This is a genomic window from Fibrobacter sp., from assembly GCA_017503015.1.
Lineage (GTDB): Bacteria > Fibrobacterota > Fibrobacteria > Fibrobacterales > Fibrobacteraceae > Fibrobacter.
On the sequence record JAFVTX010000050.1, the window covers coordinates 16,479 to 32,904 of the forward strand.

Consider the following 16,426-nt stretch of genomic DNA (forward strand, 5'->3'; position numbering starts at 1 on the left):
ACAATTAGGATTACAGCTTGATGCTGCAGGGCTTGGCGTTCCAGATTTCTTCGGCGTACTGCTTGATGGTACGGTCGGAACTGAACTTGCCCATGCGAGCCACGTTGAGGATAGCCTTCTCGGCCCAGGCCTTCTTGTTCTGGTATTCCTTTGCCACCTTGGCCTGCATATCTACGTAGCTGCGGAAGTCGGCGCAGAGCATGTAGGGGTCGTGAGTCAGGAGTTTGTCTGCAATGTGCTTGAACAGTTCCGGACGGTCGGGGCTGAAGAAGCCAGAACCGATCAGGTCGATAACGCGGCGCAGGTCGTCGTCCTTCTCGTAGAAGTCGCGGGGGCGGTAACCCTTGGCCAGCAAGTCGGTCACTTCTTCAACGGTGAGGCCGAAGATGAAGATGTTTTCGTCGCCTACTTCTTCCTTCATTTCCACGTTGGCGCCGTCCAGCGTACCGATGGTGAGTGCGCCGTTCAAGGCGAACTTCATGTTTCCGGTACCCGAGGCTTCGGTGCCCGCGGTAGAAATCTGTTCGGAAAGGTCTGCTGCCGGAATGATCTTCTCGGCGAAGGACACGCGGTAGTTTTCCAGGAACACCATCTTCAGCTTGCCCTTGCAGACCGGGTCGGCGTCGATGATGGCGGCCACGGCGTTGGCAAGGCGGATAATCTGCTTGGCCATCCAGTAACCGGGAGCGGACTTACCGCCGATCATGATGGTGCGGGGCATGATTTCCTTGCCGTCCTTCAGCTGGATATACAGGTGGATGGCATGCAAGATGTTCAGGAGCTGGCGCTTGTATTCGTGAATGCGCTTCACCTGTACGTCAAAGAACGTGTTGGTATCCACGTCCACGCCCTGAGTTTCCTTCAGGTACTTGGCCAGGCGTTCCTTATTCTGCTTCTTGACCGCCATGAATTCCTTCTGGAAGGCGGCGTCCTTGGCGAACTTTTCCAGCTTCTTCAGGTCATCCAGGTCCTTCACCCAGCTGTCACCGATCTTCTTGGTGATGAGTTCGGACATGGCGGGGTTGGCCTTGCGGACCCAGCGACGCGGCGTCACGCCGTTGGTCTTGTTGTTGAACTTTTCGGGCCACAGTTCGTAGAAGTCCTTGAAGAGGGTGGTCTTCAGCAGGTCGCTGTGGAGGGCGGCCACGCCGTTCACGGCAAAGGAACCCACGATGGAGAGGTAGGCCATGCGGACCATCTTGCAGCCGCCTTCTTCGATAAGGCTCATGCGGGCAAGGCGGTCGTTGTCGCCGGGCCACTTCATGCTGACCATGCGGAGGAACCGGGCGTTGATTTCGTAGATGATCTGCAGGTGGCGGGGCAGCAGGTTCTCGAACAGGCTGACGGGCCACTTTTCCAGAGCTTCCGGCATCAGGGTGTGGTTCGTGTAGGCGAAGGTGTGGGTCACAATGTCCCAGGCCTCGTCCCATTCCAGACCTTCGATGTCCAGAAGGATACGCATCATTTCGGCAATGGAAATTGCCGGGTGGGTGTCGTTCAGCTGGATCGCCACCTTCTCGGGGAACTTCTTCCAGTCATTCTTGTGGAGCTTCTTGAAACGCTTGATGATATCCTGCAGGGAGGCGGAGCACAGGAAGTACTGCTGCTTCAGGCGCAGTTCCTTGCCGTTCATGGAGGAATCGTTGGGGTACAGCACCTTGGAGATGGTCTCGGAAAGTTCCATGTCCTGCACGGCGGCGATGTAGTCGCCGTTGTTGAAGTAGCTGAGACCGAAGTCGTCCGTCGATTTGGCGCTCCAGAGACGCAGGTTGTTCACGGTGTTGTTCTTGTAGCCCGGAATCGGAGTGTCGTACGGCAGGGCCAGCACGTAGTCCTTGGTTTCCCAGCGGTTGCGGAGCTTGCCGTTTTCGTCGGTCCAGCTCACCACGTAACCGTAGAAGGGCACCTTGATGGCGTTGGCCGGGCGGGCGATTTCCCAGGGGTTCGGCAGGCGCAGCCAGTTGTCGGGCTGTTCTTCCTGTTCGCCGTTCACGATCTTCTGGCTGAACATACCGTATTCGTAGCGGATGCCCATACCGGTGGCGGGCAATTCCAGAGTGGCCATAGAATCCAGGAAGCAGGCGGCCAAGCGGCCGAGACCGCCGTTACCGAGACCCGCGTCCACTTCCTGCTCGCGGAGTTCTTCCAGGGTCATGCCCAGTTCGTCCAGGGCTTCTACTACGGCCTGTTCCACATCCAGGTTCAGCACGGAGTTGCCGAGGGTACGGCCAATCAAGAATTCCAGGGACAGGTAATAGACGCGCTTCACGTCCTTCTCGTAATAAGTCTCCTGGGTCTTGATCCAGCGGTCCACCAGACGGTCGCGCACGGCGTAAGCCACGGCCAGGAACTTCTCATGGTCGGTGACGGTGTCCATGCTGCGGGCCAGCGTGTGGTTGATATGGTCGGTGAACGCCTTGCGGAAGGATTCCGCGTCGGTTCCGAGAACCGGGGCTTCTACAGCCTTCTTAGATGCTTTTGCCATAAAATTAAGCCTATGGTTTTAGGGTTGAAAATTCACGAGGGAAAATTTAGAAATCTTTGCCTGGATATGGGCGGGCCCCGCTTCGCGGGTCGGGCCCTTGCGCTATAAAAAGGCCTGATGTTCGCCCTGCTCACCGGCCTTTTTTGCGTTCAAAAGGGGCACATGCCCCTTTCGAATGGCACAGCCACTTCACGCCCTCCCGCAAATGCAAGAAAAAATTAAATTAAGGAAAATAAACGCGAGGAAATTATGGACTGGAGCAAAAATACAATCAAGTTTTTAAGTGCTGCCTGCATTGCCGTTTTTTTAATTTCGGCCACTGCCTGCGGAGACGATTCTTCAAGCGGATCTCCCGCAGACCCGAATACAGAACAGACTTCTGGATCTTCTTCGGGAACAGAATCGGGTGACGGGGCAGGAACCGAGCAATCTTCCACAAGCGAAGCGTTGATATCTGCCACCATTACCACAGAAAGGTCTCTGCCCGTGGTTGCCGACAGCAATGGGTTTTTCGACGTAGCCGATATCTACAAGGCCGCTCCGTCTAGTTATAAGATAGCCTTCGTGCTGCGCCATGCGGAACGTGAATCGGGCCTTGGGCAAGAATCTCCCTTGACCGAAGTAGGGGTGCAGCAGGCGATTGATCTTGGAAAAAAACTTGCAGGTGGTGATGAGTCGTTCTATTATGCTTCTACAGACTTTATCCGCACTCGCGAAACGTGTAATAATATCGCCAAGGGTCGCGGTGAAACAGGTAGTGTCACGGAAACCCAGGCCGATTTGCTGAACGGAAGCTATTTCTTGACCGTTTCTTCGGACAGTTTGGACGCCTTTGCGTTGAAGAAGGGTGGTGGCTGGAAAATAATTTCAGCATATGCATATGGCGAGGATTATTACGCCGAGCAGATGAAGCCTCTTTTCTATGACTTTTTTGAGCGAGGAAACCAATTCATCATGGAGAATATCGTTGCCAATATGAATCAGTGGAAAAGAGTCAGCGTCCTTGTGACACATGATATCCTGATTGAGCCTCTGGTAGTCTATGCCAGTAACAGAACTGTAGATGTGAATTACTATAAGAGCCGTCGTTGGGTAAACTACATGACTGGAATTGCCGTAGTTCTTAACGGGAATAGTCAGGTGGAACTGTACCCTGTTCGGGGTACGGAAATCGGCTTCATGATGCAGGGCCAGACGACGTCTGTTTCCACCGATTCGACGGACGTAAAATAGAATCAAAATATGAAAGTCGCATTGCTTGGTTCTACCGGTCTTGTGGGGAAAAATGTCTTGAGCCTGCTTGCAAGGCTTCCGCAGGTGGTACATGTCTATTGCCCGGTGCGAACGGTGCCGGACTTACAAGCCCTTGGAATTACTCGGGGGGAATCCAAGATACACTTTGAAATGGTGGATTTTGAACAAGTAAGCGGAACCTACCGCCAGGTCCTTATGGCGGGGTTTCTCGGTTGCGATGCGGTAATATGCTGCCTTGGCACGACTAAAAAGCAGGCGGGCAGCAAAGTTGCACAAGAAAAAGTGGATGTTCGGCTTCCTCTTTCGCTGGCGGCCATTGCAAAAAGTGCAGGAGTCAAGAATTTTCTGTGCGTCAGCGCCCAGGGGGCAGACAGCCATTCGCCTTTTTTTTACAACCGTCTCAAGGGCATGCTGGAAGAAGGCCTTACCATGATGAATTTCGAGACGCTTACCCTGGTGCGGCCCTCCCTGCTTTTAGGCAAGCACAAGGACAGACGCTTCGGTGAAGAACTTCTGCAAAAGACCATCGGTGCCCATCCGGAATGGATCCCGGCCTATGTGCGGCCTGTTCACGCCGAAACCGTAGCTGCCCATCTGGTAGCATCCCTCTTGAAACCGCCTACGGACCATATCTGCGCCACCGACTGCGTCAAGGGCAAGCGAATCATCTACAACCGCATACTCGCCCAGACGAAAGTGGCCGAACTTTTTTAATTTCACATTCCACACTCCACATTTCACATTTTTTTCATGTCCGAAAAAACTTTACTGCTCCTTGATTCTTACGCGCTTGCGTTCCGCATGTTTTACGCCTATAGCCAGAACCCGCTGGTGAACAGCAAGGGCGAAGACGTCTCCATGATGCACGGCTACTGGGGAGCGGTACTCCGTATTCTGGCAAAGCACAAGCCAACCCATTTTGCCATCGCTCGGGACGTGGCCCACACCAAGACATTCAGGCACGATCTTTACCCGGACTACAAGGCCAATCGCGGGCCCATGCCCGAAGAAATGGCCGCCCAGATGCCTCTTTTAGGAGAGAGCATGGAGGCCAGCGGAATCCCGCTGCTTTCGGAGCCCGGCTACGAGGCCGACGACGTGATGGCCAGCGTGGCTACCGCTGCGGTGGAGGCAGGCTTTGACCATGTGGTGATTCTTTCCAAGGACAAGGACATGTCCCAGATCGTGTCCGACAAGATTCACCTGTTCCATTTGACCAAGGGTGCCGACGGCATAGACTTTGGCCCTGACCAGGTGGTGGAAAAATACGGCCTCCCGCCGGAAAAGATTCGGGATTATCTGGCGCTCATGGGGGACGCCAGCGATAACGTCCCGGGAGTTCCGAAGGTTGGCCCCAAGACTGCCATACAGCTGCTGAACGATTTCGGCGATATGGACAACCTGTACGCCAATCTGGACAAGGTGACCAAGAAGGGACTTCACGACAATCTGGAGCAGAATAGGGAAAAGGCGTTTTTGAGCCGAGAACTGGTGACGCTCCAGACCAAGCGGGCCTTTAGCGGGAGCCTTTCTGCCCTGGAATACAACGGAATCCATGTGGACACCCTGGCGGAGATTTTCAAGGAACACGAAATCAACAGCCTGCTTCGCTTGCTGGAAAAAGTTCCCGGCAAGGCGGGGTTCGTGCACGATGGCGACAATCAGCAGGGCGAGTTTCCGGAGGGCGACCGCATCGCTGCTGTCGATGACGTTCTCCCCACCTACATTTGCGTTGATTCCGCCGAAAAGTTCCAACAGATGATGGCTGAATTTGCGGCGGCTACAGAAATCGGCGTGGATACGGAAACCGACGGTCTGGATTCTATGGCCTGCAATCTGGTGGGGCTGTGCCTTGCCGCCGCAAGCGAAGATGGCTCTGTTCCCAAGGGCTACTACGTTCCCCTTGCCCATACCGACGACATCGGGTTCCCCGTAGGCAATTTCGATAGTGCTGCCGTAAAGGAATGGTTCCTGGCCTTTTGGGATGAATCTTGCGAGGTCGTTGACGGCAAGCATCGCCGCACTTTCGTTTTTCATAACGCAAAGTTCGACTTGCATGTGCTTTCCCGAGCTTTTGGACTTTCCATTCCGCAAATTACTGCGGCTAAGATAGTAGATACCCTCATTGCCGCCTGGATGCTTTCGCCGGGTCAGACGGGCCTCGGGCTGGACAACCAGGTGATGCAGCGCCTGAACCACGAGATGATTCCCATAGAAAATCTCATCGGGCGTGGCAAGAGCCAGATTCCTTTCAACCGCGTTCCTGTGAAGGATGCCGCCGAATACGGCGCCGAAGATGCGGTCTATACGCTCCGCCTCTGGAGGCCTCTGCTGCAAGAGCTCCAGAAGATGGACTACGAGAAGTTTTTCTACAGCCAGGAAATGCCCCTGCTGAAGGTGCTGTACCAGATGGAGGGCGTTGGGGCCTACGTGGATACGGCGGTCCTCAAGAATCTGGAAGTGGAACTTGCCGGTCGTATTGAAAAACTGGAAAAAGAAATCTGCGACATGGCGGGGCTGGAATTCAACATCGGTAGCCCAAAACAGCTGGGCGAGGTGCTGTTCGATACCTTGGGACTCCCCGAAATCAAGAAACGCAGCACCGACGCCGCCGTGCTGGAGGAACTTTCCGTCAGTGCACCGCACCCCATCGTTTTTGCCATCATAGAGTACCGCGAACTCAAGAAGATGCAGAGCACCTACGTATCAGTGCTCCCGACGCTGGTGAACCCGAGGACAAAGCGGATTCACACCAGCTTTATCCAGTGGGGGACGGCTACGGGTCGCCTTTCCAGCCGAGATCCCAACTTGCAGAACATTCCGGTCCGTAGCGATTTGGGCAAAAAGATACGTGCCGCATTCGTTCCCGAGAACCCGGACAATGTCATCTTGGCTGTGGACTACTCTCAGATTGAGCTCCGCATGTTGGCCCACCTGAGCGGCGACCCCGCCCTTATCGAAAGCTACAAGGAAGGAATCGACATTCACGCCCGCACGGCCGCCGCCATCTACGGAGTAGAATTGGACGCCGTCACCGCAGACATGCGTCGCGACGCCAAGGTGGTGAACTTCGGCATCCTCTACGGCATGACGGCTTTCCGCCTGTCTCGGGACTTGAAAATCCCCATGGCCCAGGCCAGGGATTTTATCACCGGGTATTTCGGCATGTATCAGGGAGTGCAAAAGTTTATCGACGACACCAAGGCCTACGCCCACAAGAACGGCTATGTGGAAACCCTTTCGGGCCGCCGCCGCTACATCGCGGGCATTGACAGTTCCGACCGCATGGAAAGCCAGATGGCGGAACGCATGGCGGTAAACACCCCGGTGCAGGGTAGTGCCGCAGACCTCATCAAGATTGCAATGATCCGCATTCAGGAGCGTATCAACCGGGAAAATCTCCCCCTGAAGATGATGCTCCAGGTCCACGACGAACTGGTTTTCGAGTGCCCCAAGGACCGTCTGGAAGAACTTTCTGCCATGGTGAAGGCCGAAATGGAAGGGGCCATGGAACTGAGGGTGCCCCTGGTGGCAAGCGTCGGTTCTGGGGAAAATTGGCTTGAGGCTCACTAATGACCGTTCGCGCTAAGGTAGGGTGCTACTTCTCTGGTCGGCGCTCACTCTCGCCTTCGACGACTCGTTGATATGAGTCGCCTGCGGCTCACGGATGCCCGTTCGCGCTAAAGCATGGGGCTACTTCTCTGGTCGGCGCTCACTCTCGCCTTCGACGACTCGTTGATGCGAGTCGCCTGCGGCTCACGGATGCCCGTTCGCGCTAGAATGTTTTATATATTTCTAAAAAAAGGAGCGGTTATGCGACTTGGAAAATTTTTTGCCTTGCTTTTGATGGCACTGCCTGTTCTCGCTATTGTCGCTTGTGGCGAAACGGTTTCCTCTACCGACGCCAGTGCCAATGGCGGCCTTGACGCCGTTCCCGGATACCACCCCGGAAAGGTTTATTCTTCTAAGGCAGACCTAGTTTCCTCGTCGTCTCAAGCGCCTACGTCTGGTGCGGAAAGTTCCGCTACCGAGGGAAGCAGCACTTCTGAGAATTCCAGTTCTTCCGAAGAAACTTCCAGTTCCTCGGTGGACTTTTCCGAGTCCAACATCCAGGTAGACGAAAGTGGTGTTGCGGTCATTACGGAGGAATATTTGGATGACGTTGCCTCCGGCAAGGCGGCGGAACTCGACAACTCGTGGGACCTGTTGGAAAACCAAGGCGAAGACGTAGAAGGGTTCGTAGGGAGCAGAAGCTTGAAATTTACCGTGGACGACCTGGATTTTGCGCGGGGTCATTACTATTGCTTGACGGAATCCCAGGAATGGTTCGAAATCACCAAGGAAAAATTGCAGGAATCCAAGCTCCCGTTCCTGTGGGATGGTCCGGCATACGAGGCCAGGGCGGGCTTTACCCTGGATTTTGCCAATGTTTGCGAATCGATCTATATTGCAACAGAATAGATTGAATAAAAACGCCAAAATTTGTCGAATTTCGCCAAATTGTGTACAAATGTGTGAAATTATTCACATAGCTATTGCTATTTTGTTTATAAAAATATATGTTGTATAGACCCATTGTTCGGAGGTTCTATGCAATTGACAAAAATTCTGTTGCCAACTACAGCTCTGACTATAACCATTGGGCTTTTTGCCTGCTCTAGTTCGGTTTCTCCTTCGGAAGGCTCGGATGATGCAATTGCTTCCGAAGAAGACGGCCTGGAACCGTTTATTCCCGGCTTTGATCCGGGTAAGTATTCATCCAAGGCGGACGAACCCTCCAGTTCTGCTAGCGATGTAACTTCTAGCGAGTCCGAAGGACAGTCTGCTACTTCCGGTGAGGAATCTTCGGAATCCGGCGCAGAATCGGCCTCCTCTGGTGATGACAGCTCTGCGAGCAAGGGCGACGATTCTGCCTCTTCTGGAGATGGTAGTTCTGCAAGCAGGGATGATGAATCTTCGTCTTCTGAAGACGCTTCGTCTGCTTCGGCCGGAGAATCGACCATGGCTGACAATGGCGACATTACTGCTGGTAAGGATCTCATGGATGGCGTGGACGAAGGTACAAGTAACCAGCTGAATGAAAATGTTGCCGCCTGTGCCACGGCAGAAGGTTGTCCCGAAGGTTTTGAAGAATTAAATGGTGGCTTGGTTGTAGATAAGGATGGCTCTGGAAATTTGGATTTCAACTCCTTTGACGAAAACGACTACTATTGCTTCTCTGGAGAGGGGGAGTGGTTGAAGCTGGATCGTGCAAAGTTGGGAGAGTTTATTCCCCATTTTAAGAATGGTGCGGCATGGGGTAACCTGAGTCACTTTGAAATCCGCTTCGAAGACCTCTGCAGTGCGGTCTACATTATGCGGAAATAATAAACTTGTTTGAGAGAAAATGGAGGACCCTTCGGGGTCCTTTTTTATTCCCGCTTAATCACGTCCTTTTGGGCGGTCACATGGGGCATGAACCGCTTCATGAAGGGTATGATTCCCAAGTATAAAAGCATGGTGACCACGAAGACGAAGGCGAGTGAAACGCCTTTGGACCAGTGAATGTGAAATTCCCGCAGAATCTTGATAATGGCCCACTGTACCCAGCCGTGGGTCACGAGAATCATGATGGAATATCGCCCGAAATAAGACACCAGGGGAATCTTCTTGATGGCCTTGGACAAAAGGAGTATGCCCAGCGCTCCGGATAGTCCGCAAAGGTAAGTGCTCCAGAAGGGCAGCTGGAAATGGTTTTGTACATAGCTTACCGTGGAGTCCGACAGGAGGTACACCAGGCCAAAGCCCAGGAGGGCCAAGGGGATGTTCAGCTTGTCCAACTTGTTCGGCTTGAGAAGAGCCGTATAGCGGAAGGCAAAATGCCCGGCGCAGAAATAGGGGATGGCCGTCATGGCGGTGTCCATGAACATGGGCAGATTGATGCCTTTTCGCCCGAGAAAGAATCCCAGGCCGCCAACGGCCAATGACAGGGCCACAAGTCCCAAGTTGGAAAATTTTGGCGGAAGCTTCTTTGCCGCGAGGTAAATTCCGTAAAAAATCAGGTTGGTCCAGAAAAGCCCCAGCAGAAACCAGATGGGAAAATTCGGGAAATATCCCTGCCAAATGAAAGAATACCACACGCTACAGCCGGGGCTTGGCCGCAGGTGGAAGTGGGCGAGGATGAACGGCAAAATGCAGGAAGTGGTAATGAAAAAGAAGGTGAAGGGGATCAGCAGCTTGTTGACTTTCCGCAGGCAAAAATCGAAGAATCCGGCGTAGCTCTTGAAGAACAGCCCCGAAAGAAAAAAGTACAGGGGCATGCGGAAGGTGGAAAGGGGAAGTTTCAGCGGGTAGGTGTCCAGCCCCCAGGTGCTTGCCACATGGTGCCACACCACCAGCATGATGCAGAGGCCTTTGGCAAGGTCCACAAAGGCGTAGCGGGGCTTTTCGGTAGGTAGGGCAGAGGGCATTTGGTGCTTTTAGGGTGCGGACAAGAATTCGAGGATTTTGGTCTTGAATTCGGGCAGCTCGTCGAATACGGCGTGGCCGTAACCTTCGTACATCTGCAATTCGCAGGGGGTGCCGGCAGCCTTTAGCCTGTCGTAGATTTTTTGGGAGGCTTCGGGGGTGACCACCTGGTCCTTGCTTGCGGCAAGAATGAGGGTGGGGCACTTGATGTTTTCCAGTCCGTTACGGGTGTCCACAAAATCGCAGGCGTCGGAGAAAACGGCAAAGCGGTCCATCTCTTCGGCAGAGACATCCTTGTACATGACCTGGAGGGCCCTGCCGTAACGTTTGGCGAAAGGTTCCGAGAAGCAGTCCCGGATAAAGGCTTTCACTAGACCGTCGCCATCGTGGGCCCTGGCAAGCCTTGTCCATTCTCCGATTACCTTGAGTTGTTGGGGCTCAGCCTTGGAGGTGGAACAGCCGAGTACGAGTTTCCAGACCAGTTTCGGGTAATTTGCCGCCAAATGCTGGGCCACCATGCCTCCCTGGGACACTCCGTAAAGGGCTACGTCCTTGAGGCCGAGGGCACGCAGGGCAAGTGCCTGGTCCCGGGCCATGTCTTCTACGGAGTAGCCGGGGTTGGCGTCCTTTCGCCGGTCGAAAAAGTAAAGCGTGTAGCCTTCGGTGAACATCTTGAAGGGCACTTGCAGGGCGTCTGCAGATTTCATGACGCTCCTGATGGCAAGACCCGGAATGACCACCAGCGGGCGAGGGCCAGTTCCGAACTGGGCGTATTCCATTTCAAATCCGTCGGTGCAGACATTGTGTACAAGTTTATCACTCATACCCTAAAAGATAGATACATCTTTCACAAAAGGGGATGCTATTTCTTATTTTTTTGTCATCCCCGCGAACACTTTCGTCGTCATCCTCGCGACCTGTGGTGAGCGTAGTCGAACCAAGGCGAGGATCTTGTAAATAAGGAGTCTATATGAACAAGTTCTTTGCCATCCTCGGAACCATCTCGCTTTCGATGCTTGCCGCCGCCTGCAGCGACACCAAGACCGCCAAGGAAACTGCCGCACCAGCAAATACTGCTGTCGCGGAATCCGAGACGCCCGCTGCCGATGCTTCGGCTGGCTCAGCAACCGCCCCACAGGTCGAGGGCACCAAGACGATTACGCTTTCAACCGGTGCAAGCGTCACCTGGATTCAGGACAACGCGGGCAACAAGCTGAACCCGCGCAGCCTTTTTAGCGACGCCAGCGATTCCCTCTACAACAGCCTGAACATGCCCGACGGAATCCCGGCTAGCGTGAGCACGTTCCTCGTGAAGGTTGACGGCAAGTACATCTTGTTCGACGCAGGCCTCGGGGCTTTCGGCGGACAGCTCATGAACCGCCTTGCCGCTCTCGGCGTGAACCCCGACAGCATCGGGCTTGTCTACCTCACACATTTCCATGTGGACCACATCTCGGGCCTTGTCGCAAAGGATGATGCCGGCAACGACACGAAGGTTTTCAAGAACGCCGCCGTATATGCGGGCAAGGTGGAATATGACGCCTGGATGAACGACATCCCGAAAAACGACTTGCAAAAGAACATCATGGCGCTCTACAAGGATAGCCTTCACTTGTTCGCATTTGGCGACACGCTCCCCCACGGAGTGCTCGCGATGGACGCCATCGGGCATACGCCGGGCCATACCGCATTCCAGCTAGCAAACCTGCTTGTCGTCGGTGATTTGATGCACGGTTACGCCCTGCAGAAGGACCACCCCGAAATCAACTCCAACTACGACATGGACAAGCCGAAATCCGCCGAGAGCCGCAAGCGCATCATGCAATACGCAAGCGACAACAAACTCCTGATGGCCGGCATGCACCTGCCCCCTCCGGGATTTGCGGAATAATCCTAAATAGACATCGCTGCCATAAACAGCCGCGGCGATATACAGAACGAAAGCGTGAAGTAGAACTTCTGAGAATTTACCAAATACCCAAATTCATAATTCGCAAGCCATAGCGAAGGCATGCCGCCGATACGGATTGACGCTCCGTATTCAAAGCCGGTTTCCTTTTCCCAACCAATTTCGGGCCCTACGATAACAGAAAGATAAAGTCCCGTTTTCCATAGGTACCGCAAATTAGGCTGGAAAAAGCCCCCTTGTTGATGACCGTCGTAGTCGTAGATGAACCTAATCCGATTCATCCATATCAGCACGTGCGGAGGGCCCCATGTCCCATACACGGATTTCGGTCTTGCGGGTTCGTACAAGACGCTGGACCTGCCCAATACCACATCCACTCCAGCAGAAAAAATCCCCGGGCCAGTACCAACCGCGACGCCCCAAAGACTGGGAACAAATCCTTCCGGGAACATAAAGAAGTTCGGCTTCTTTTGGGAGTCGTACTCCACATAATCCGGGTCCTTTTCTTGCTCCAAATCTATTGCCAGGGAATACCCCGGCAAGGATAAGGCCAAAACGAGAATCAGATTCCAAACAAACTTCATGGTGTTATGAATATAAAAAAAGATCCCCGCCTGCGCGGGGATGACATTAGGGCGTCGAGAATGACATTCCTGTCAATTTAGCCTTGATGTTTCGCATCCAAGCCTCTGCGGTTCGGTCATGGGCAAGCAAGCTTGCCCGCGACTCTCGCCTTGCTAGGCCTTAACAGTCGTGAAGGCGAATGCCTCTCCATCAGCGTCGTTGGCTTCGAGGCCATCGGCTGCGGCAGCCCAGGCAATCTTCACAGTCTGAGTTTCGCCGGCGATATAAGCTTCATTCTCAGCCACGGCCTGCTTGAAGACTTCGCTTGCAGAGAACAGCGTCACTTCGATCTTGTCGGTGATGGCGTAGTTCTGGTCCTTACGGCGGTTCTGGATGCGGTTCACGAGTTCGCGGGCCACGCAGGCGCGGCGGAGTTCGTCCGTGATCTTGAGGTCCAGAGCCACGGTGAAGTGCTGGTTGGCTTCCACGGCCATGCCGTCGGCCACGATGCGGTTGAGCATGAGGCAGTCGGCACCGACTTCACCGAAGTCGAACTTGATGGTTTCGCCATTCTGCAGAGCCTTGATTTCATCGACGGTCAGCGAATTCAGCTTGGCAGAAATCACCTTCATATTCTTCGCGTAATCCGGGCCCTTCGCCTTGATGGCAAGGAAGTTCGGCTTTGCGGAGAGCTTCACGAGCTTCGTCTCATCTTCGAGGAACTTCATTTCGCGAACGTTGAGTTCTTCGAGGATCAAATCCTTCATGGTCTCGGCGACGTTCTTTTCTTCGGTGCCGTGAGCAACGACCGTCATGCTGGCAATCGGCATACGGTTCTTTACGTTATTCGTAGCGCGAATCACGCGGCCCATTTCGACCATACCACGCACCATGGCGATGCGTTCCACGAGCTTTTCGTCCATCAGGGACTTGTCGGCGCTGGGGAATTCGCAGAGGTGCACGCTCACCGGAGCATTGGCATCCACTTCGCGAACGAGAATCTGGTAGATTTCTTCGGCGAGGAGCGGGAGGAACGGAGCGAGAATCTTGGAGAAGTCCACCAAGACCTTGTACATGGTGGCGTAGGCGGCGTTCTTGTCGCCATCGTTTTCGCTCTTCCAGAAACGGCGACGGCTGCGGCGCACGTACCAGTTCGTGAGGTCATCTACCGCGGCAATCACGGCGGGCACCACGTTGTACAGGCGGTAAGCCTTCATTTCCACTTCGACCTTGGCAGCCAAATCCTGCAATGTTGCAAGCATCCAGCGGTCAAGTTCATTCTCGCTCTTGACTTCCTGACCCGGCTTCCAGTTCAACTGGCCCTTGGCGGCGTCGGCGTTGTGGTTAGACACAAAGAATGCCACGGCGTTCCAAAGCGGGAGCATCACCTGCTTCACGATGCCCTTCACGCCTTCTTCGCTAAAGCGCAGGTCTTCGGCCTTCAAGGCGGCAGAGTTGATCATGAACAAGCGAATGGCGTCGGCACCCGTGCGTTCGATGAGGTCGTTCGGGTCCGGATAGTTGCGCTTGGACTTACTCATCTTGGAGCCGTCCTCAGCCAAGATAATACCGTTCACAATCACGTTCTTGAATGCGGGCTTCTGGAACAGGGCGTTAGAAAGCACGGTCAGCGTGTAGAACCAACCACGAGTCTGGTCAAGGCCTTCGGCAATGAAGTCCGCCGGGAAGCTGCGTTCTACCAGTTCCTTGTTTTCGAACGGGTAATGGCGGCTGGCATACGGCATGGAGCCGGATTCAAACCAGCAGTCAAACACTTCGGGCGTGCGGCGGTAAACCTTGCCGTCCTTTTCAATCGTGAGCTTGTCAACAAAGTGCTTGTGCAAGTCGTCCAGCTTCACGCCGGTGAGCTGCTGCAGTTCTTCGATGGAGCCGACAGCAATCGTGTCGCCGTCGTCGCTGAGCCACACCGGAATCGGCGTACCCCAGAAACGGTTACGGGAAAGGTTCCAGTCGCGGGCGCCTTCGAGCCACTTGCCAAAGCGTCCGTTCTTGATGTGGTCCGGCACCCAGTTCACGGTCTGGTTGTTTTCGACCATCCATTCCTTCAGGGTCTTGGTGATACCGTCCTTGCTTGTGACAGGGGCGTCAATCTTCAGGAACCATGTCTTGAGGGCGCGGTAAATCAGAGGAACGCCGGTACGCCAGCAGTGCGGGTAGCTATGGACAATCACGTCCTGCTTGAACACGCGGCCCTGTTCCTTGAAGTAGCGGATAATTTCCTTGTCGGCTTCCTTCGCACCGAGGCCCTTCCACATCGGGACCTTGTCGGTGAACTTGCCTTCGGTATCCAGCGGGTCGAAAAGGCCGAGGTCGAGTTCAGCGCCCTTCTGGAAGTCTTCTTCACCGAAGGAAGGAGCGGTATGCACGGCGCCGGTACCGTCTTCGGTACTCACGTAGTCGGCGGGGTAAATCTTGTAGTGGCGGGACAGCTGGTCTGGCGTCACGAATGCATCGGAAATGCGGGAAAGCGGCTCGTAGTCCTTGCCCACGAGTTCGGAGCCCTTGCAGGTATCCACGATGTTCGGGTTCTTGAAGTAGGCGGCGGTGCGGCTTGCGGCAATCCAGTACTTCTTGCCGTCCTGCTCCACCAGGTTGTAGTCCATGTCCGGGCCCACAACGATGCAGAAGTTGGAGTACAGCGTCCACGGGGTCGTCGTCCACACGAGGATGCTCGTATCCTTGAACTTGGGCTCGCTCGAGTTGATCGGGAAAATCAGCGTGAGGGACGGGTCCTGACGGTCCTTATAGCCCTGGTTGGTTTCGAAGTTCGAAAGCGGAGTCGCGAGAGCCGGGCTGTACGGCTGGATGCGGTAGCCCTGGTAGATGAGGCCCTTGTCAAAGCACTGCTTGAACACCCACCACACAGATTCCATGAAGTTCTTATCCATGGTCTTGTAGCCCTTGTCGAAGTCCACCCAGCGGCCCATGCGGCGAACAGTCTTCTTCCATTCGCTGGTGTACTTGAGCACCTTGCCGCGGCAGGTTTCGTTGAACTTGTCGACACCGAGCTTCTGGATTTCGGCAACGCCCGCGAGACCGAGTTCGTTCTGGACGAGAGATTCAATCGGAAGGCCGTGGCAGTCCCAACCGAAACCGCGCGGAACCTTCTTGCCCTTCATAGTCCAGTAACGCGGAACGATATCCTTGATGGTACCGGCAAGCAAGTGACCGTAGTGCGGAAGACCCGTTGCAAACGGAGGGCCATCGTAGAAAGTGTACGGTTCAGTTTCCGGACGGGAGTCCAGCGACTTCTTGAACGATTCATCCTTATCCCACAGGGCGAGCACACGCTCTTCGATCTGCGGGAAGGTCTCTTCTTTCTTTACTTCACGAAACATAGTTTCCTCGGAACAGTGGAATGCAAGGTGTCATCCTGAGCGAAGCCCGTCAGGGCGTAGTCGAAGGATCCAGGCTAGCATTAACCACATGGACATTAAATTTTCGGCGGTAAATTTAGAAAATAGAGGAGGCTATGGCAAACTAGCCTATCTTAAACTGCAGGATTTCTTCGGCAGTCTGTTTATCGACAGTTTTTTCCGACATGCTCGGCATACTGCCCCTATTCCAGCAAGTTTTACTTGCCTTTCGGTGGATTTTTGTAAGGATTTGGAGGAGCCATGTACTGTTCCCTCACAACCCCATTGTAAGGACTTATCTACGGCAATCGCAAATAGATGACCGCCTACGCCACTATATTTAGGCTTTTCCACAAGATTCTTGTTATTCTATCTAAATACCAGTGAATT

Annotated in this window: 11 protein-coding genes; 6 read left to right on the forward strand and 5 right to left on the reverse strand. The window is 54.2% G+C overall.

What is annotated here, in order from left to right:
- Positions 1 to 10: 10 nt before the first annotated feature.
- Complete coding sequence (locus tag IKB43_09105; protein MBR2470289.1) at positions 11 to 2,485, reverse strand: glycogen/starch/alpha-glucan phosphorylase; 2,475 nt, start codon at positions 2,483 to 2,485, stop codon at positions 11 to 13.
- 249 nt (positions 2,486 to 2,734) lie between these two features.
- Between IKB43_09105 and IKB43_09110 the strand changes: the two genes are divergently transcribed.
- From IKB43_09110 to IKB43_09130, 5 genes are all read left to right on the forward strand, one after another.
- On the forward strand, positions 2,735 to 3,718 hold the full coding sequence (locus IKB43_09110) for a histidine phosphatase family protein (GenBank protein ID MBR2470290.1): 984 nt from the start codon (positions 2,735 to 2,737) through the stop codon (positions 3,716 to 3,718).
- A gap of 9 nt (positions 3,719 to 3,727) precedes the next feature.
- Positions 3,728 to 4,453 carry an NAD(P)H-binding protein gene (locus IKB43_09115; protein MBR2470291.1) on the forward strand — a complete coding sequence of 242 codons (726 nt, stop codon included), beginning with the start codon at positions 3,728 to 3,730 and terminating at the stop codon, positions 4,451 to 4,453.
- 36 nt (positions 4,454 to 4,489) lie between these two features.
- A complete protein-coding gene (polA, locus tag IKB43_09120; GenBank protein ID MBR2470292.1) occupies positions 4,490 to 7,312 on the forward strand; it encodes a DNA polymerase I in 2,823 nt (940 codons plus the stop codon).
- A 240-nt stretch (positions 7,313 to 7,552) separates the two neighbouring features.
- Positions 7,553 to 8,200, forward strand: a complete 648-nt coding sequence (locus IKB43_09125; GenBank protein ID MBR2470293.1) for a hypothetical protein — start codon at positions 7,553 to 7,555, stop codon at positions 8,198 to 8,200.
- 129 nt (positions 8,201 to 8,329) lie between these two features.
- Positions 8,330 to 9,106, forward strand: a complete 777-nt coding sequence (locus IKB43_09130; GenBank protein MBR2470294.1) for a hypothetical protein — start codon at positions 8,330 to 8,332, stop codon at positions 9,104 to 9,106.
- Between the two features lie 44 nt (positions 9,107 to 9,150).
- Here IKB43_09130 and IKB43_09135 read toward each other — a convergent pair whose 3' ends face one another.
- The gene (locus IKB43_09135) at positions 9,151 to 10,188 is read right to left on the reverse strand and encodes an acyltransferase (GenBank protein MBR2470295.1); all 1,038 of its coding nucleotides are present in this window, start codon (positions 10,186 to 10,188) and stop codon (positions 9,151 to 9,153) included.
- Between the two features lie 9 nt (positions 10,189 to 10,197).
- Complete coding sequence (locus IKB43_09140) at positions 10,198 to 11,010, reverse strand: alpha/beta hydrolase (protein MBR2470296.1); 813 nt, start codon at positions 11,008 to 11,010, stop codon at positions 10,198 to 10,200.
- A gap of 146 nt (positions 11,011 to 11,156) precedes the next feature.
- Between IKB43_09140 and IKB43_09145 the strand changes: the two genes are divergently transcribed.
- Positions 11,157 to 12,077 (forward strand): MBL fold metallo-hydrolase, encoded by a 921-nt coding sequence (locus tag IKB43_09145; GenBank protein MBR2470297.1) that lies wholly within the window; start codon positions 11,157 to 11,159, stop codon positions 12,075 to 12,077.
- Positions 12,078 to 12,079: 2 nt separating this feature from the next.
- Here IKB43_09145 and IKB43_09150 read toward each other — a convergent pair whose 3' ends face one another.
- Together IKB43_09150 and IKB43_09155 are read right to left on the reverse strand one after the other, a co-directional pair.
- Positions 12,080 to 12,679 (reverse strand): hypothetical protein, encoded by a 600-nt coding sequence (locus IKB43_09150; protein MBR2470298.1) that lies wholly within the window; start codon positions 12,677 to 12,679, stop codon positions 12,080 to 12,082.
- 153 nt (positions 12,680 to 12,832) lie between these two features.
- Positions 12,833 to 16,018, reverse strand: coding sequence for an isoleucine--tRNA ligase (locus tag IKB43_09155; protein ID MBR2470299.1), 3,186 nt, complete (start codon positions 16,016 to 16,018; stop codon positions 12,833 to 12,835).
- Between the last annotated feature and the right edge of the window lie 408 nt (positions 16,019 to 16,426).